The sequence below is a fragment of the Bradyrhizobium sp. CB1015 genome (assembly GCF_025200925.1).
GTDB lineage: Bacteria > Pseudomonadota > Alphaproteobacteria > Rhizobiales > Xanthobacteraceae > Bradyrhizobium.
The window spans coordinates 5,140,674-5,157,950 of record NZ_CP104174.1 but is presented as its reverse complement, the minus strand read 5'-3'; the positions used below and the strand labels follow the sequence as shown (position 1 = coordinate 5,157,950).

Sequence of the window (17,277 nt, the reverse complement as noted above, 5' to 3'; positions counted from 1 at the left end):
CCTTGCATGTCCGGACCCGCTGGCCATGGATATCGCTGCTGCTCGGAGTTGTCGTCGCACTCAACCCGGTCGGGCTCGATTTTCTTCACTCTGCGTTCTTTGCCGGCGAGCAACTGGCACGGAACATCGCCCAGCCAATCGTGCTCACTGCGCTCGCCATCATAGTCCTGGTGGTGGTGCTCGAATGGCTGCTGAGATCTTTTCTGGTCAAGCGCCGCGCCCGCGGCGCTTCTTGAGTTGAACGGGAGCCGCTATGGCCGATACATCCTTCGACGTCATCATCATCGGCTCCGGCCCCGGCGGCTATGTCACCGCGATCCGCGCCGCCCAGCTCGGCTTCAAGACGGCGATCGTCGAGAAGTCCTATCTCGGCGGCATCTGCCTGAACTGGGGCTGCATCCCGACCAAGGCGCTGCTGCGTTCGGCCGAGATCTATCACTACATGCAGCATGCCAAGGACTACGGCCTGTCGGCCGAGAAGGTCTCGTTCGATCCGAAGGCCGTGGTGCAGCGCTCGCGCGGCGTCTCCAAGCGGCTGAACGACGGCGTCGGCTTCCTGATGAAGAAGAACAAGGTCAGCGTGATCTGGGGCGCCGCCTCGATCGACGCGCCCGGCAAGGTCACGGTGAAGAAGTCCGACGTCGAGGGCCCGAAGGGCGCGCTGGGCGAGGGGACCTATCAGGCCAAGCACATCATCGTCGCGACCGGCGCACGGCCGCGCGTGCTGCCCGGCCTCGAGCCCGACAAGAAGCTGGTCTGGACCTATTTCGAGGCAATGGTGCCGGAGCGGATGCCGAAGTCGTTGCTGGTGGTCGGCTCCGGCGCGATCGGCATCGAGTTCGCCTCGTTCTTCCACACCATGGGAAGCGATGTCACCGTGGTCGAGGTGCTGCCTCAGATCCTCCCCGTCGAGGATGCCGAGATCGCGGGTTTCGCCCGCAAGCGGCTGGAGAAGCAGGGCATCAAGATCATGTCCTCGACGAAGGTCACGAAGCTGGAGAAGAAGGCCGACAGTGTCGTCGCCACCATCGACGACGGCAAGGGCAAGCCTGTCACGACCGAGTTCGAGCGCGTGATCTCGGCGGTTGGCGTCGTCGGCAACATTGAAAATCTCGGCCTGGAAAAGCTCGGCGTTAAAACCGACCGCGGCATCATCGTGGTCGACGGCCACGGCAAGACCAACGTTCCCGGCATCTACGCCATCGGCGACGTCGCAGGTCCCCCAATGCTCGCGCACAAGGCCGAGCATGAAGGCGTGATCTGCGTCGAGGCGATCAAGGGCCTCAATCCGCATCCCATGGACAAGAACATGATCCCGGGCTGCACCTATTGCCATCCGCAGGTGGCCTCCGTGGGCCTGACCGAAGCCAAGGCCAAGGAGAGCGGCCGCGAGATTCGCGTCGGCCGCTTCCCCTTCGTCGGCAACGGCAAGGCGATCGCGCTCGGCGAGGATCAGGGCCTGGTGAAGGTCATCTTCGACAAGAAGACCGGCCAGCTGTTAGGGGCTCACATGGTCGGTGCCGAGGTCACCGAGCTGATCCAGGGCTACGTTGTCGCCATGAACCTGGAGACCACCGAAGAAGAGCTGATGCACACGGTCTTCCCGCATCCGACGCTGTCGGAGATGATGAAGGAAGCCGTGCTGGATGCGTATGGACGGGTGTTGAATATTTAAGGCACACGTCATTCCGGGGCGCCTCGAAGAGGCGAACCCGGAATCTCGAGATTCTCAGGTGCGCAATTGCGCACCATAGTTCGATGCATCGCCCCGGAATGACGGACGACAGAGATCACTGGCATAAGCAAGAAGAAAGAAGCCATGCACGACAACGACAACCTCACCATCGAACGCCCGACCTTCGTCACCCATCTCGAATGCGCGATGGAGGGTGATCACTATGCGGCCGACCAGGTCCACAACCTCTCCAAGGCCGGCAAGCCGCTTCTGGTGCGCTACGACCTCGCCGGCGTGAAGAAGGCACTGACCAAGGACGCGCTGGCGCAGCGGCCTGGCGACATGTGGCGCTATCGCGAGCTGCTGCCGGTGCGCAAATGCAAGGACATCGTCTCGCTCGGCGAGGTGACGACGCCCCTGATCCGGCTGCCGAAGCTGGGTGCGAAGCTCGGCGGCGGCGAGATCATCGTGAAGGACGAGGGACGACTGCCGACCGGCTCGTTCAAGGCGCGCGGCCTCGTCATGGCGGTATCCATGGGCAAGGCGCTCGGCATCAAGCACATGGCGATGCCGACCAACGGCAATGCCGGCGCGGCGCTCGCGGCCTATGCGACGAGCTGCGGCATCAAGACCACGATCTTCTGCCCCGCCGACACGCCCGAAGTGAACGTCAGCGAGATCGAGCTGCAGGGTGCGACCGTCTACCGCGTCAACGGCTATATCGACGATTGCGGCAAGATTGTCGGCGAGGGCAAGGCCAAGGTCGGCTGGTTCGACACCTCGACCTTGAAGGAGCCGTACCGCATCGAAGGCAAGAAGACGATGGGCCTGGAGCTCGCCGAGCAGCTCGGCTGGGACGTGCCCGACGTGATCTTCTATCCGACCGGCGGCGGCACCGGCCTGATCGGCATGTGGAAGGCGTTCGACGAGCTCGAGAAGATCGGCTTCATCGGTTCGAAGCGCCCGCGCATGGTCGCGGTGCAGGCCTCCGGCTGCGCGCCGATGGTGCGTGCCTACGAGGCCGGGACCGAGCATGCGACGCGCTGGGAGGACGCCCACACCATCGCCTCAGGCATCCGCGTGCCGCAGGCGATCGGCGATTTTCTCATTCTGCGGGCGGTGCGCGAGAGCAAGGGCTTTGCCATCGCGGTCGACGACGACAAGATTTCGGCGGCGCTGAACGAGGTCGCGCGCGAGGAGGGGCTGCTGCTCTGCCCCGAGGGTGCTGCGACCTACGCCGCCTACAAGGAGGGCCTCGCCGACGGTCGCGTCAGCAAGACCGACCGCGTCATGTTGTTCAACTGTGCGACCGGCCTCAAATACCCGCTGCCGCCGGTCACCCGCACGCTCGATCGCCACAAGCCGATCGACTATTCGAAGTTCTAGCGCGGCAATACGCCACGAATGATCCTCTTCCCGTACGCGGGAAGAGCAAGAACAATATCGACATCGCTGGGGAGAAGACCATGAAGAAGGCCTTCTGGGCTGCGCTGATTGCTGTTCTCGCGGTTGCAGGCGCCGCGCGCGCCGACGACTATCCCTCCCATCCCATCACCATCATCGTGCCGTTCGCGGCCGGCGGGCCTTCGGATGCGATGGCACGCGTACTCGCCGAGCGGATGCGGGGCTCGCTCGGCCAGCCCCTGGTGGTCGAGAACGTGACCGGCGCAGGCGGCTCGATCGGTGTCGGCCGTGCCGTGCAATCGCCGCCGGACGGCTACACCATCTCGTTCGGCCACCTCGGCACCCACGTCGCCAACGGCGCCGTCTACAAGCTCAAATTCGACCTCGTCGCCGATCTCGAGCCGGTGGTGCTGCTGCCGAGCAACCCGATGATCGTGGTCAGCAAGAATGCGGTGCCCGCGACCTCGCTGAAGGAGCTGTTGGACTGGCTGAAGTCGCGGCCGTCGCCGCCGACCGCCGGCACGGCCGGCGCGGGCTCCGGCAGCCACATTGCCGGCGTCTATTTCGAGAGCGTCTCCGGCATCAAGCTGCAATACGTGCCGTATCGCGGCACTGCGCCGGCATTGAACGATCTCATCGCCGGCCAGATCGACATCATGGTCGACCAGACCTCCAACTCCATCAGCCAGGTCCGCGCCGGCACCATCCGCGCCTACGCCGTCACCGACGACAAGCGCCTCGCCTCCGCGCCCGAAATCCCGACTGCGGAGGAGGCGGGCCTGAAAGGCTTCAACATGACGCTGTGGTCGGGCATGTGGGTGCCGAAGGGCACACCGAAGGAGATCGTCGCAAAGCTCAACGTCGCGGCCGTCGAAGCGCTGAACGATCCTGCGGTGAGGAAGCAGCTCGAAAGCCAGGGCCTGGAGATGACGCCCAAGGATCAGCTCACGCCCGAAGCGCTCGGCACGCGGCAGAAGGCGGAGATCGCGAAATGGTGGCCGATCATCAAGGCGGCGAACATCAAGGTGGATTGAAACCGGGCGGCGCAGGCCTCGCGGTGTGGCGAGGTACCGCGAATATTCTGAGCAGGCCGCAACGCGGCCATCTCGGTCAGCGCCGCGTTTGCTGGCAGCGGGGCGCTCACTACGTGGTTTGGTGATCTGGTGCCAGCGCCTGGTCCAGGCATTGCATCAGATCCGAGGCAGCGAACGGCTTACCGAGAAAACAGATTGCGCCCGCATTGAGCGCCCGCACCCGCACGCCCTCATCCGGGAAAGCTGTGATCAATATGAAAGGCGTGGCCGAACCCTGCGCCCGCATCTGCGCCAACAGGTCGATTCCGGACATCAGCGGCATCTGCACGTCGGCGATCACGCACGAGGTGTCGCTCGAATCCGTCGAGCTCAAGAACTCTTCCGCCGAGGCGAATGTGTGGACGTTGTATCCGCGCGATTCCAAGAGATTATTGATCGCGGCCCGAACGTAAGGGTCGTCGTCAAGCACCGAGATGACCGAAGCCACTGACAAGACGTCCGCTCCTCGCCGGGAATTACGCTTGCCGTCGCCACGGCCAACATAAAGGCGTAAGGTGGACCTGCCGGTCACGATTGAAAACTCATACTTAGGTTTGTGAATCGGACTTGTTCGGGCCAATCCCGAGGGCCTCGCTCATTCTCACCAGATCGGCCAGCGACTTCGCGCCCATTTTCCGCATGATCTGGCCGCGGTAGATTTTGACGGTGATTTCAGCCAATCCGAGCTGGGCGGCCACCTGCTTGTTCATCAGGCCGGACGTCACCAGCGACAATACGTCTCGCTCTCTCGAGGACAGTGTCTCGAAGCGTGATCTGACCGTCGAGACCGTCCTGTTGAGGTCGCGGCGCTTGCGGTCTCGCTCGATCGCGGCCTGGACTGCGTCGAGAATGTCCTGATCGCGGACCGGCTTGGTCAAGAAGTCGATCGCCCCGCTCTTCATGGCCCGAACCGTCATGGGAATATCGCCATGACCGGTGATGAAGATGATGGGCGTGTGGATATTTGCCTTGGCAAGGTCGGCCTGCAGCTCGAGGCCGCTCGTTCCGGGCAGGCGGATGTCGAGCACCAGGCAGCTTGGGACGTCTGGCGGCTTGGCCTGGAGAAGCTGCGGCGCCGAGCCGAATGCTTCGACCTTGAGACCGACCGACTCGAACAGATTGGTGAGCGCACGGCGCATGGACGCGTCGTCGTCGACGATGAGGACAATGGGCTGATCGCCATCCTTCTGCGGCGGCGAAGAGTCCGCGCGCTCGGTCACGATGCTTCCTCTCGGTGGAGGGGCAAGGTAATCTGAAAAGTCGCGCCGCGCTCCTGATTTGGCATGGCGGAAAGTCGTCCGCCATGGGCCTCGATGATCGATCGACAGATCGACAGACCCATGCCCATGCCGGAGGACTTCGTGGTAAAGAACGGCGTGAACAGGCGGTCTATCGCCTGTTCGCTGATGCCGACTCCGCGGTCGGAAACACTCACCTGCATCGCGCCATCGCCGCTCGCCTCTGATCGGATCGCCAGCTCGCGCGGGCGATCGTGAACGTCTTCCATGGCCTCGATCCCGTTCATGATCAGGTTGATCAGGACCTGCTGCAATTGGATGCGATCGCCAAAGATCTTTGGCAGTGCCGACGACAGCTCCATGCGGACGGACACGGCGTGGCTGGCCATCTCGCGCTGAACGAGCGCGACGGCCTCGCGCACGATCGCATTGGCGTCGATCGGAACCATCTCGATGTCAGACTGCTTGGCGAGCGCTCGAACGTGACGGATCACGTCGCCGGCACGCCTGCCGTCCTCGATGATCCATTCCACGGAGCGGCGGGCCGCTTTGAGATCCGGCGGACTGCGCTGCAGCCAGGCGAGGCAGGCGTCGGCGTTTGCGATCACTGCAGCGAGCGGCTGATTGATTTCGTGGGCAATCGAAGCGGTCAGCTCACCCAGTGTCGTGACACGTGTCACATGGGCGAGCTCGGCCTGGGCCTTGCGTAGCGCGTCTTCGGCTTGATTGGCCCGGATGGCTGCGGTCACGTCTGAGCAAACGCCGCGGTAGCCCAGGAAAGCGCCGTCGGCGTCGAAGAACGGCTTACCGCTGGTTCGGACGTAGATCGGCTGCCCATTGCGGTCTTTGCTGCGATACACCAAGTCGCGGAACGGGACGTGAGCGTCGAGCGCCGCTCGATGTTGCCGCCATTTTTCGGGCTCGAGAGCGGCGTCGGGAGCAATGTCCCAGCGTGTGAGCCCGATCAGGCCCGCGGGGACAGTGTTGGTATCCGAGTGTTCCGATATCTGGGTGACGCGGTGGTCCGGCCCGGTTTCCCAGAACCAGTCAGATGCGGTTTCGGCGTAGTCTCGAAAGCGCTGCTCGCTCTCACGAAGCCTGCGTTCGGCCTCCTTGGTCGCCGTGATGTCGGTCACCGATCCGACGAACTCCACGCGACCGTTGGAATCTCGCGTCGCCCGTGCCACCGCTCGAACGTATTTGATGGAACCGTCGGGCATCACCAGCCGGTATTCGTGATCGTAATCTTCCCCCTCGCGCGCCGCCCGGCCCGTCGTCTGCTGCACGGCGAGCCGGTCCTCCGGATGGATCCGCTGGAGCATGAATGGGATCGCGGGCTTCCTCCCCTCTTCGCATTGGAAGATGCGATAGGTCTCTTTGGACCAGGTGATCTCGCGGGTTGCGGCCTTCCAGCCGAAACTACCGGTGTGGCTCAATTCCTGCGCCTGGGCGAGGTAAGCCTCGCTCTGTCGCAGCGCGTTCTCTGCCTCCTTGCGCTCGGTGATGTTCTCGCAGGCGACCAGCACGATTGGCCCGCCATTGGCCCTCAGCATGGCCTTGGCGTTCTCGCGCACCCATAACATCGAGCCGTCCTTGCGAACCTTCCGGATTTCCCAGGTGTGCGACTGGTCAAGGGTCTTGAGGCACAACGCGACACAGGCGCGGACAGTCGGGCGATCTTCCGCAAGGAAGACATCCAGCACGGATCGGCCGATCAACTCCTCCGGCGTGTAGCCCAGCTGCTCGGCGCCGAACGTGTTGACGTTGATCACGGTACCGGCCGGATCGACCATGAAGTACATGACCGGCGTGTGCTCGAACACCTGCTGCCACTGCTTGACCGCCTCGAGCAAGTCGGCGGCATTGGGATCGGTGCGCTGCTTAGCCGGGACAGTTTGCCTCAGACAGCCGACGAGGAATTGCGTGGCTGACTTCCCGAACGTCGCTGCCCGGCCAGGCTTCATCGCAGACGCTCCCGGCACTCTCTGTGTGAACGTGAGTAGAGCACGTTGCGGCGAGAGGAGCAATTCCAGCCAAAGTCGGATCGGCCGTCATGACGTTCGCCTTTGGACAGTCCGCTCGCCGCCGGGTCCATTGCGGCGCTTCAAGGAGACCGTGCCGGCAAGGTTTCACGGTGGCCGTGCAGCCGGAGCGTCGTGCGCCGTCTCGTTGAACTCGAGCAGCGTAGGCCCGGGCGAATACGGGACAAACCTAGGTATAGCTCCTCCATTCCTAGTCATGTCGGCCATTTTACCTCCGTACAATTGAGCGCTTCGTGCCCGGCGGACTAGCCTCTCGACCATCGGGAGTGTCGAAGGGAACAACTGAGAAAAGTGCAAGCAACAGAGGGAGACAACAATGTGCGATATGTCGGTACTTCCTGAGCGTCGCCTATCGGCGTCCGAAAGTTGCTCCTCGGTCAATGGCTGTGCCGTGTGCGGCGGCAAGTTTGGCCTGATCCGCTACTATTCCTGGCGCACGGCGCTCTGCTCCAAGAAGTGCGTTGATCGTTTCCGCACGCGAAGCGAACGCGACCGCCGGTGGTTGTTTCGGGCCCAGGTCGCATAAGGCTGGATTGGAGAGCTGATCCGGGAGGCCGTGCGTTGAACCGCTCATGCAAGCTCTTCTGCTGGATCGTTCTCATCGTCCCCATCGCGGCCGCCCAGGCACAGGAGACGGGGCACGGTGCAGTTCATCGCCAGCACCCACCCCAGGACCAGGCGCTGCACGAAAAATTCTATTCCACCTGGCACATGCCGGACAACCCGAGCGTCAGTTGTTGCAACAGCGCCGACTGTTATCCGACCGACATCAAGTACATCGACGGCCAGATCTATGCGCGGCGCCGGGAGGACGGGAGATACATTCTGATCCCACCGCAAAAGGTGGAGCGAAACAGGGATAATCCGGACGGCCGAAACCATCTGTGCGCTCCACCGCCCGCACTGTCTCCGCTCGACAGCGTTTACTGCTTCGCTTTGGGAGGTGCCACATGAGATTCGCGTTCGTGCTGGTCAACGGCCGGACCCCGTTCCGGCAGACCTCGTGCATGCAGTGCGGCGAGCCGATCAGCGGCAGCTATCTGCGCGAGATCGCGACCCGTCTGCCTTACTGCAATCATCAGTGCTACGCGCTGTTCTGCGAGACGCTCGCGAAAGATGGCGTGAGAGCGGCTTCATGAAGTTCGTCGTGGTCAATCACGAGCCCCCGTTGCACGCGGCCACGTGCAGCACATGCTCGCGGTCACTTCGCTCCGGCTACGTGCGCCATGCGCGGACGCAGCGCCGTTACTGTGACGACAATTGTTATCGGCGCGGCGAATTCTCCACGCTGTTCATGCAATGGCCGGTGTCTGGGCGGACAGAACCGGCCCTAGGGAGCGTCGAGCTTGCCGCTGGCAGCATGATCGAGACGTTGACGGTCATGAGTGCCGTCTGGTGGTGGAGCTGCACGATCAACGCCTGGACCTTCGCGAGAGCTTTGACCGGCGCATATTTGGACAGTCGCGATCCGATCACCATGGAAGGAGGTGACACCTAGCGGCGCGACTGCACTCGCGTGGAAGCCGCAGCACCGTATCCTTGCAGGCGCCGCGTCCAGCCCCGGCGGCGTCGATCAGGGAACGGGTGCTGCGGCCGCCATTGGCTCCGCTGCGCCGGCCTCGTGCGTCACCACGCGCTGGTCGCTCTTGCCGGCGACCATGCCGCTGCCCTCGAACCTTGCGCGGTAGACCAGCACGTTCTCCATCACGCGCTGGACGTAGTTTCGCGTCTCCGACAGCGGGATGCGCTCGACCCAGTCGACCGGATCGACGTTGGGGTCGCGTGGATCGCCGCGCGCCTGTACCCATTCGCGCACGCGGCCGCGGCCGGCATTGTAGCCGGCGAAGGTCATGATCTGGTTGCCGCGATATTCCGACAGGAGCGCACTGAGCTCGGCCGCGCCCATCTGCGTGTTGTAGACGGGATCGGACACCATCCTGTCCCAGTCGTAGGTCAGGCCAAAGCGTTTTGCCGTGTCGCGGCCTGCTTCCGGCGTTACCTGCATCAGCCCGACCGCGTTGGCCGGCGACTTGTCGCGCTGATCGAACGAGCTCTCGGTGCGCGCCACCGAATAGATCACGCTGGTCTCGATCGCAGGCGCAACCTGCTTGTGCTCGGGAATGCCGATGGTCGGGAACGCGTAATGGTCGAGCGCGAGCCCGCGCGCCAGCGCGGTCTTGCCGACCTCCAGCATCACGCGCGCATCGTTGCGCCGGCCGGCGAGCTCGGCGAGCGCCTCGAGCGCGGCGACGTCGGTGCTCTCCTTGGCGAAATCCTCGGCGTAGTAGAACACCATGTCGCGCTCGCCGATGCCGTAGAGCATGTCCGCGGCGCGCACGCGCTCGTCCGCAAGCTGCGTCTCGGTCGAGGCCAGCACGGGTGAGGGCGCACGCAGCTCGATTCCGTCGAGGCCGAGCTTGGCGCGGGCGAGCTGGCCGTAATAGGCGGTCTGATAGCGCGCCGCTGCCCGATAGCTCATGCGCGCATCGGCCGTCGCGCCCATGGCTTCGGCGGCGCGGCCGCGCCAGTAATGCGCCCGGGACAGCGCGATCGGATTGGCCGAGCCTTCATCGATCGCGGCGAAGTGCATCATCGCCGTCTTGGGATCGTTTAGAAAGCGCAGCGCGATCCAGCCGCACATGAAGTGATGGTCGACGCGATAGACTTCCTTTTCCGGCACCGCGGCCGTGCGCACCACGTCGTAGGCTGTCCTGGACTTACCCTGGTCGAGCAGCTTGCGCGCGAGCAGGCGGCGCTCGCGCCACCACGCGTCGGTGTCCTGGGCCGCCATGGTGTCGGGCGCGGCGGCGAGGATCACCTCGGCGGCGTCGTCGATGCGGTCCTTCTGCAGGTGCCATTGCGCGCGGCATAGCACATAGCCGAGATCGCGGCGTGCTTCGGCCGGCACGTCCGCGAGATAGTCCTTGGCCTTGTTGGCCTTGCCGGTGACGGCGGCACAGGCCTTGACGATAGCAAGCGCATCCTCGCCGAGCCGCTTGGCCGCGCGCCGCGCGCCTGCGTAATCCTTGGCGCCGAGACGCTTGTCCATGCGGGCGCGATGATCGTCCGCCGTGAGCAGATCACGGAAGGCCTCGTAAGAATCCTCTTCGCTCCGCTCGGACAATTCTTCCGCGCGCCAGGTTTCCCGGACGAGCCGCGCAGCCCTGTCGGTCTCGCCTTCGGCGAGCAGCACCCGCGCGAGCGCGAACTTGCCCTTGGCGCTGGTCGGGCGATCCATCGTGAACTTGTGCACAATGGCGGCGTCGGCCTTCTCCTGCCACAGCCGTGCCTCGGCACGGCGGCGGAGCAGGGCGCTGCTCGGCCAATCGGGATTGGCGGCGAGGAAGGCGGCGTAGCGCTTGAAACTCGCGGTGCTCTCGGAATGGCGCAGCATGAACCAGTCGGCGAGCTTCTGTCCGGCAGGGTCTGTGATGCGGTCGCGCGCAGCGCTCGCGTCCTCGGTCTTGCCCTTGCGCGTCAGATCGATGGCGTCCTTCAGCGCGGCCAGATCGCCGGTCAGCGGCGGCGGCGCCGGCTTGTCCGCGGGCTCCTCGACCGTCTTCTTCGATTTGCGCTGGGCCTCGGCGTGCTTGCCGTGGCGCGCTTTGCCGGCGGCGGCGTGGCGATGCTTGCCGCCTTTCGCCTCATGCGTCTTCTTCGGTGCGGATGATTTGTGACTGCTCTTCGCCGCCAGCTCGGCAGGAAGGAGGGCCATTGCGGCCACGGCAACGACACACGCGAGCGAGCGTAGGCACTGGTTCATTCGATGGTCCCCCCTGCGAAACCACTACAAACCAAGGTCCGCACATGCGGCTTGCGAATCAAGGCATCGAACGATGCATCGGCATCGTGTCGCATCCTCAAGCTGTCGCAACAATGCGGCAAAATACGGATTGGAACTGGGGAACTTCCGAAAGGGCGGAAGAGGCAGCGGTTTTAACCTTTGTTAACGATCAGGGCTCGCGCGACGATTGCGCACGGCACAGGACGTCAGAACGGCCAGATTGCGCGTGTTCCGTCGGCCAAATCCGGTGTATGAGTTCCCTCGCTTCATCCTTTCAGCCTTTGCCCTGCACCTATGCCGATTTTCAACCAGTCGATCCGGCGCAAGATCGTCGGCATCGCTCTCGGATTGATCGTCCTGATGCTGGTCACCTCGATCCTGTCGATGGTGATGTCCAGCCAGGTCGGCATTTTGCTCGACGAGCTGACCAACCGCTACATCCCGGCCTATAGCCATCTGGCGCGCGCGAACATCCGCTCGCTGGAGCGGGCGCTGGCGCTGCGGCGGATGGTGATGACCAGGATGGAGTCGCCGTCGGACGAGGAGGCCTATGCGGCGCGGCTTCGCAACTTCGAGGCGTTGGACCGGAAGTTCGAGGAGGAGGCCGAGGCGGCACGGAAGCTCATCAACGCGATCATCGACGACCCCAGGACGTATTCCGACAATGCCGCGCTGGCACGGCTCGATGTCCGGATCGAAAGTGCCGTCACCGAGCTGCGGCGCGATCTGGACGAGGGCAATGCGAAACTGCTCAAGCAGGTCGAGGCCAAGGATATGGCCGAGGCCCGTGGCACGCTGGAACACCTCGACACGCTGCGCGATGCGTTCAATCGGAAGGTCGATGCGGTCCGCGCCGACATGCTGACGCAGGTCTATTTCTCGACGTCGCAGGTGATCAGCCGCCAGCATCAGGCGATCATCGTTTCGGGCGTCGTGACCCTGCTCGCGGCGATCGTCGGCTTCGTCTTTGCGCTGCTGGTGAGCAGCGGCATCACGCGCCCGGTACGGCTGCTGCTGGCCGGCGCCCGCGAGGTCGAGGCGGGCCGGTTCGACAAGCCCATCACCGTCTCGACGCAGGACGAGATCGGCGAGCTCGCTGCGGCCTTCAACCGCATGATCGAGCAGCTCAGGCAAAACGAGCGCATTCGCGAGACCTTCGGCCGTTACATCGACCCGAAGGTGGTGCAGGGCCTGATCGACCGACCGGAGGTCGCCATCGACGGCGAGCGCCGGGTGATGACCATCATGTTCTGCGACATGAGCGGCTTCACCTCGATGAGCGAGGGCATGACCCCGCGCGGCCTCGTCAAGGTCATGAACCACTATTTCACGGTGATGTCCGCTCGGATCAGAAACAATCGCGGCATCATCGACAAATATATCGGCGACGCCATCATGTCCTATTGGGGACCTCCCTTCATCGAGGAGGACGAGCAGGGTCTGCTCGCCGGACTTGCCGCGGTCGAGATGGCCGATCAGGTGCCTGCGCTGCAGAAGCAGCTGCCGGATCTGCTCGGCATCCGCGCCATGCCGGCGCCGTGCGATCTGCGCATCGGCATCGCCACGGGCGAGGTCCTGACCGGCAGCATCGGATCCGAGCTGATGATGAGCTTCACCGTGATGGGCGATGCCGTGAACCTCGCCTCGCGGCTGGAGGCCGTCAACAAGGTCTACGGCACCCGCATCCTGATCTCGCAGGCGACTGCGGACGGGATCGGGTCGCGCCTGGAATTGCGCGAGATCGATCGTCTGGCAGTCGCGGGCCAAAGCGCGCCGCAGGCGATCTTCGAGGTGATGGCGAGGTCGGGCGCACTCACTGAGGCGCAAGCAAGTTTGCGCACGCATTATGCCGATGCTCTCGCCGCCTATCGCGGCCGGCGCTTCGACGAGGCGCGCGCCGCCTTCAACGCGGCGCTCGAGGCGATCCCCGGCGACGGCCCCTCGCGCACGATGCTCGGCCGCATCGCGCAGTTTGCGGCCAATCCGCCGGATCCCAATTGGGACGGCGTGTGGCGGCTGGAGCAGAAATAGCCGTGCCTTGCGGTCCGACACGGAAAAAAGATGCTACTCTATAACGATGTTCGCCGTGACCTATTTCCCGGGCTTAGGTTGGACGTCCCTGAGGCGTCTGATGGGGACACGCCGATGACACATCTCGAGGACAGGCTCGAACGGTTCGAGACGCTCACCGCCGAATGCGAGCTGATCGCCAAGCTCGCCACCGACAGCAGCAAGCGCGAGTTCTATTTGAAGCTCGGGGAACAGTACCGTCAGCTGGCCGTCGATATCCGGCAGGCGATCGCGACGACAGCTGCGGCCTGAAGCCTGCTGAAATCCGTTCTTAACGTTTGGCGCGCATTCTTGCAGCAAGCGAGTATCGCTGATCGGCGACGCTCGTGGTGGGAAGGCCGGGGTTCGTTGCAATGCAGCGCGCCTCGTGAGTGTGATTTGCCATGCCTGACAGGGCAATCCCATGCGCCTCGTTGCAGTGATCATATTCGCGCTCATGACGGCGGCCTGCGATCAGGAGCAGGACATCACCGGTTCGACGACGCCCGCCTGTCCGTTGCGAAACTACAGCTACAATCCACGCGACATGAACCAGTGCGTCAGCGCTTGCAAAGCGTGCGACCGCGGCACGACGGTCACCTGCACGACCTCCTGCACCCTCAAGGGGGCCCGCTGAGCGGGACACTTGCAGGGGATCGCAATCGCGCGACGCCACCGGTGAGGTCGCAACGCAATCGTCCACCCGACGCTTTGCGGATGCGTGGAACCGGTAGCGGCCGGAGCCAAGGGCCAGCGGTGCTTGAACACCGGAACGATTCACATGGATCAATCATTGAAGGAGGCGGCAGGACGCGGAGTCCAATGGAATGGGTATGCTCGATCCCGGTCGTTTTCTGGTGTCGTGCTCGCATTGCGATGCCTGGCCGATGGCGGCCAATGTGAAGCGGTCGAACTGGTCGGCGTCCCCGCATGAGGTTCGCTTCGTCTGCACGCGCTGCCGCCGCGAAGAGACGGCGATCGTCTCGGCCTCCGGCGAATTGACGCCCATCAAGCGCGTCGATGTCCCGCCACGCGACGTCGCAGTCGCCTGGGCCCAGGCGCAACGCTTGCGCGGGCGGTCCTGATGTTCGGTGTCGCTGGGCCGTCGGTGCCCGACTCCCGGCGAGAGCTCCCGCCGTTGGCCGCTCGCGCGGCATCTTGCACTTTCCCGGATTGCGCTGCGCTCCATCCGGGCTACGGCATCGTGCCTGTGTCGCGTCTCTGTCAACCCACCCGCGCAAAAACATTCCGCTTTACCGAAATTCGGAAATATCGTATGTGTCGCCCATCCCGGCTCATCTCGAGGGGCGATCATGCGGTCGTCATTGTCGCGAGCCGGGCTTGCGGTGGACGCGGCAGCGTCGTGTACGAGATGCCGAGGGCGGGGCGGATTGCTCTCCGTGAGCCCGAGGCTTCGTACGGACGAGCGGCGCTGTCAGGTTCGTCGCGCCGGCATGTCGATGGCAACGTGCACAACGCCGTCGAACCCTGCGGCGCCAACGAACCGCAAAACCGTGTGGTCCTGGCCGTCGTTGCTACGGTCAAGCTCTGGCGAATGCGGCCCTCGCGTCAACCGGCGCGGTGCCGGCGACTTTTGCGAGAGTGAGGGAGGCCAGAACGAACTCGGCTCCCGGGAGAGCGCGGCATAAGCCGTCCGACCATCGCGCAGGGAAGGCCGTGTGTTGGGCTTCACCTGTATGCTGCTGTGCGGTCTTCTTTGCGCGTGCTTTTTCGCGCAGCGGACCGCGGGTGCCGCCGGCACCCGGCCTTCCCTGCGCCCTCTTGGCTCAAGAGGGCGGCGAGACAAGCAAGGCTCGGGCGAAATGCGCCGCGAGGATGCGAAGGCATGTCTGCGATTTGAAATACGAGCCGAACGAGCGACGCTGCTGCCTCATACTCCGTCATTGCGCGCGCAGCGAAGCAATCCAGAATCCCACCGCGGAGAGACTCTGGATTGCTTGTGCGCCAGGAGAAGCTGGCGCGATCCAGCCGGTGGAAGACCGGTCCGGGTAGGCCGTAGCGGGCGCCCGGTAGCGAGTGTTGCGTGGTCGCCGGTGACGGCGGCTGCGAAGCGTACACAGCGATCCTGTGGGGTGGGCTATTGAGCCGCGAAAGACAGAAACTCGCAGAGGCCGAGACGGTAAGCAACGTCGAAGGCAACATGTGCGGTCCCGCTATGCGAGGGACTGACGCTCTGCCGTGGTCGAAGACCCCATCACGCAGGAAGGGATCGTGTCGGAACCTGGGAGGTCCCGCATCTGGCCGATGGCAACAAGCCTCCAAGGTCCGCATCGGGAAGGCGAGGAGCCGAAGCCGATGATGAACAGGTGCGGGAAGTCGGATGCGGCCGTAGTAGCTGGGAAGCCGGCGAACGAAGCGGAGCGATCCGCGGAGGAGCAGGTGGAGCAAAGGGCCGTGACCGAGGGGAATGCGGACCAGCAAAGCACGTCCCGGACGCCGAGCCGGACAAGCGTGACACCTGCGCTGGAACGCATACGGCGAACGGCAAGGGAAAGGAAGAAGGAGAGGTTCACCGCGCTGCTCCACCACATCAATCCCGACCTGCTCGCGGCGGAGTTCTTCGCGCTGAAGAAGCATGCCGCGGCGGGCGCGGACGGGGTGACGTGGCGGGACTATGAGCAAAACCTCAAGGCCAATCTCGAGGACCTGCATGCTCGTATCCACCGGGGCGCGTATCGACCACAGCCGTCGCGGCGGGTCTATATCCCGAAGCCGGACGGACGGCAGCGACCCCTGGCGATTGCGGCCCTTGAGGACAAGATCGTCCAGCGGGCAACGGCCGCTGTGCTCAACGCGATCTATGAGGAAGACTTCCTCGGGTTCTCGTACGGGTTCCGGCCCGGGCGCAGCACGCACGATGCGATGAATGCGCTCATGGTCGGAATCGAGCGCAGAAAGGTGAACTTCATTGTCGACGCCGACATCCGGGCGTTCTTCGACACGGTGGACCAGGAATGGCTGATCCGCTTCGTAGAGCATCGGATCGGCGACCAGCGCATCATCCGCCTGATCCGCAAATGGCTCAAGGCGGGTGTCCTCGAAGAAGGGACGGTCAGGGTCAGCGAGCAGGGGACAGCGCAAGGGGCGGTGATCTCGCCGCTGCTTGCCAACATCTACCTGCACTATGCCCTTGATCTGTGGGCCGAACGCTTCCGACGGCGCGAGGCCACGGGTGACATGATCATCGTGCGATACGCCGACGACTTCATTGTCGGCTTTGAGCATGAGGATGAGGCCCGGCACTTCCTCGAAGAACTGCGCATACGGCTTAAGGAGTTCGCGCTGTCACTGCATCCCGAGAAGACCCGGCTGATCGAGTTCGGACGCCATGCGGAGGACAACCGCCGGCGTCGCGGGCTCGGCAAGCCGGAGACCTTCAGCTTCCTCGGCTTCACCTTCATCTGCGGCCGATCCAGGCAAGGCAAGTTCCAGATCAGGCGCAAGTCTCGCAAGGATCGCATGCGGGCGAAGCTGCAAGCCGTGAAGCAGGGGCTGCAACGGCGCATGCACCAGTCGGTGCTCGAACAGGGCAAATGGCTGCGGCAGGTCGTCACCGGGTACTTCAATTACCATGCGGTGCCGACCAACAGCCGAGCGCTTGCCGCCTTCCGCTACTTCGTCATCGAACACTGGAGGCGAATGCTTCGGCGCCGCAGCCAGACCGACGGCACGACGTGGCAGCGGGTTGCGCGGCTTGCCTCCGACTTGCTCCCCAAGCCACAAATCCTCCATCCTTGGCCCCGAACACGCTTCGCCGTCACTCACCCGAGGTGGGAGCCGTATGCGGGAAAGCCGCACGTACGGATCTGTGCGGGGGGCGCTCAGCAATGAGCGTCCCTACCGCGACCGCTGCGCTCGCAATGACGATTTGGGAGGGCGTGCGCTCCATCGCTCTCGTGCCCCGGACGCAGCGCAGCGCTCCTTCAGCGGTGCGCTGCAGAGCCGGGGCCCACGTCGCGGCATCGTGCCGTATCGCCCTGGGTCCCGGCTC

16 protein-coding genes are annotated in these 17,277 nt (G+C 64.1%); 12 read left to right on the top strand and 4 right to left on the bottom strand.

Annotated features, from left to right (window positions below):
- Nucleotides 1-2 precede the first annotated feature (2 nt).
- The 4 genes from N2604_RS23960 (at nt 3) to N2604_RS23945 (ending at nt 4,113) form a co-directional block, all read left to right on the top strand.
- Nucleotides 3-236 (top strand): hypothetical protein, encoded by a 234-nt coding sequence (locus tag N2604_RS23960; RefSeq protein ID WP_260370648.1) that lies wholly within the window; start codon nt 3-5, stop codon nt 234-236.
- A 17-nt stretch (nt 237-253) separates the two neighbouring features.
- Complete coding sequence (gene lpdA / locus N2604_RS23955; RefSeq protein ID WP_260370647.1) at nt 254-1,675, top strand: dihydrolipoyl dehydrogenase; 1,422 nt, start codon at nt 254-256, stop codon at nt 1,673-1,675.
- Between the two features lie 144 nt (nt 1,676-1,819).
- Nucleotides 1,820-3,061, top strand: a complete 1,242-nt coding sequence (locus N2604_RS23950) for a threonine synthase (protein WP_260370646.1) — start codon at nt 1,820-1,822, stop codon at nt 3,059-3,061.
- A gap of 80 nt (nt 3,062-3,141) precedes the next feature.
- Complete coding sequence (locus N2604_RS23945; protein WP_260370645.1) at nt 3,142-4,113, top strand: tripartite tricarboxylate transporter substrate binding protein BugD; 972 nt, start codon at nt 3,142-3,144, stop codon at nt 4,111-4,113.
- 109 nt (nt 4,114-4,222) lie between these two features.
- Here the strand turns inward: N2604_RS23945 and N2604_RS23940 are convergent, their stop codons facing one another.
- The 3 genes from N2604_RS23940 to N2604_RS23930 form a co-directional block, all read right to left on the bottom strand.
- The gene (locus N2604_RS23940) at nt 4,223-4,606 is read right to left on the bottom strand and encodes a response regulator transcription factor (RefSeq protein ID WP_260370644.1); all 384 of its coding nucleotides are present in this window, start codon (nt 4,604-4,606) and stop codon (nt 4,223-4,225) included.
- Between the two features lie 94 nt (nt 4,607-4,700).
- Nucleotides 4,701-5,372: a response regulator transcription factor gene (locus N2604_RS23935; RefSeq protein ID WP_260370643.1), complete on the bottom strand. Its 672-nt coding sequence runs from the start codon at nt 5,370-5,372 to the stop codon at nt 4,701-4,703.
- On the bottom strand, nt 5,369-7,354 hold the full coding sequence (locus tag N2604_RS23930) for a PAS domain S-box protein (RefSeq protein WP_260370642.1): 1,986 nt from the start codon (nt 7,352-7,354) through the stop codon (nt 5,369-5,371). Before N2604_RS23930 ends, N2604_RS23935 begins: the two co-directional genes overlap by 4 nt.
- A gap of 639 nt (nt 7,355-7,993) precedes the next feature.
- On the opposite strand from N2604_RS23930, the gene N2604_RS23925 reads away from it, so the two are divergent.
- From N2604_RS23925 to N2604_RS23915, 3 genes are read left to right on the top strand one after another with little or no spacing between them, the layout of a single operon-like run.
- Nucleotides 7,994-8,386, top strand: a complete 393-nt coding sequence (locus N2604_RS23925; RefSeq protein ID WP_260370641.1) for a hypothetical protein — start codon at nt 7,994-7,996, stop codon at nt 8,384-8,386.
- Complete coding sequence (locus N2604_RS23920) at nt 8,383-8,571, top strand: hypothetical protein (RefSeq protein ID WP_260370640.1); 189 nt, start codon at nt 8,383-8,385, stop codon at nt 8,569-8,571. The genes N2604_RS23925 and N2604_RS23920 overlap by 4 nt, the downstream gene beginning before the upstream one ends.
- On the top strand, nt 8,568-8,930 hold the full coding sequence (locus N2604_RS23915; protein ID WP_260370639.1) for a hypothetical protein: 363 nt from the start codon (nt 8,568-8,570) through the stop codon (nt 8,928-8,930). The genes N2604_RS23920 and N2604_RS23915 overlap by 4 nt, the downstream gene beginning before the upstream one ends.
- A 75-nt stretch (nt 8,931-9,005) precedes the next feature.
- Here the strand turns inward: N2604_RS23915 and N2604_RS23910 are convergent, their stop codons facing one another.
- A complete protein-coding gene (locus tag N2604_RS23910; protein ID WP_260370638.1) occupies nt 9,006-11,195 on the bottom strand; it encodes a lytic transglycosylase domain-containing protein in 2,190 nt (729 codons plus the stop codon).
- Nucleotides 11,196-11,510: 315 nt separating this feature from the next.
- On the opposite strand from N2604_RS23910, the gene N2604_RS23905 reads away from it, so the two are divergent.
- The 5 genes from N2604_RS23905 to ltrA all read left to right on the top strand — a co-directional run bounded on the left by N2604_RS23905 (nt 11,511) and on the right by ltrA (nt 17,117).
- Nucleotides 11,511-13,247 carry an adenylate/guanylate cyclase domain-containing protein gene (locus tag N2604_RS23905; protein ID WP_260370637.1) on the top strand — a complete coding sequence of 579 codons (1,737 nt, stop codon included), beginning with the start codon at nt 11,511-11,513 and terminating at the stop codon, nt 13,245-13,247.
- 114 nt (nt 13,248-13,361) lie between these two features.
- A complete protein-coding gene (locus tag N2604_RS23900) occupies nt 13,362-13,538 on the top strand; it encodes a hypothetical protein (protein WP_167361664.1) in 177 nt (58 codons plus the stop codon).
- A 151-nt stretch (nt 13,539-13,689) separates the two neighbouring features.
- Complete coding sequence (locus N2604_RS23895) at nt 13,690-13,902, top strand: hypothetical protein (protein WP_260370636.1); 213 nt, start codon at nt 13,690-13,692, stop codon at nt 13,900-13,902.
- A 190-nt stretch (nt 13,903-14,092) separates the two neighbouring features.
- Nucleotides 14,093-14,350, top strand: coding sequence for a hypothetical protein (locus N2604_RS23890; protein ID WP_260370635.1), 258 nt, complete (start codon nt 14,093-14,095; stop codon nt 14,348-14,350).
- Between the two features lie 1,234 nt (nt 14,351-15,584).
- Complete coding sequence (gene ltrA, locus N2604_RS23885) at nt 15,585-17,117, top strand: group II intron reverse transcriptase/maturase (RefSeq protein WP_409241725.1); 1,533 nt, start codon at nt 15,585-15,587, stop codon at nt 17,115-17,117.
- The last annotated feature ends 160 nt before the right edge of the window (nt 17,118-17,277 follow it).

Coding starts and splice junctions, on each gene's coding strand:
- N2604_RS23910 (WP_260370638.1), bottom strand. CDS start 11,195: ATGAACCAGTGCCTACGCTCGCTCGCGTGTGTCGTTGCCGTGGCCGCA.
- N2604_RS23900 (WP_167361664.1), top strand. CDS start 13,362: ATGACACATCTCGAGGACAGGCTCGAACGGTTCGAGACGCTCACCGCC.
- lpdA (WP_260370647.1), top strand. CDS start 254: ATGGCCGATACATCCTTCGACGTCATCATCATCGGCTCCGGCCCCGGC.
- N2604_RS23895 (WP_260370636.1), top strand. CDS start 13,690: ATGCGCCTCGTTGCAGTGATCATATTCGCGCTCATGACGGCGGCCTGC.
- N2604_RS23920 (WP_260370640.1), top strand. CDS start 8,383: ATGAGATTCGCGTTCGTGCTGGTCAACGGCCGGACCCCGTTCCGGCAG.
- N2604_RS23915 (WP_260370639.1), top strand. CDS start 8,568: ATGAAGTTCGTCGTGGTCAATCACGAGCCCCCGTTGCACGCGGCCACG.
- N2604_RS23930 (WP_260370642.1), bottom strand. CDS start 7,354: ATGAAGCCTGGCCGGGCAGCGACGTTCGGGAAGTCAGCCACGCAATTC.
- N2604_RS23945 (WP_260370645.1), top strand. CDS start 3,142: ATGAAGAAGGCCTTCTGGGCTGCGCTGATTGCTGTTCTCGCGGTTGCA.
- N2604_RS23950 (WP_260370646.1), top strand. CDS start 1,820: ATGCACGACAACGACAACCTCACCATCGAACGCCCGACCTTCGTCACC.
- N2604_RS23905 (WP_260370637.1), top strand. CDS start 11,511: ATGCCGATTTTCAACCAGTCGATCCGGCGCAAGATCGTCGGCATCGCT.
- ltrA (WP_409241725.1), top strand. CDS start 15,585: ATGAACAGGTGCGGGAAGTCGGATGCGGCCGTAGTAGCTGGGAAGCCG.
- N2604_RS23890 (WP_260370635.1), top strand. CDS start 14,093: ATGGGTATGCTCGATCCCGGTCGTTTTCTGGTGTCGTGCTCGCATTGC.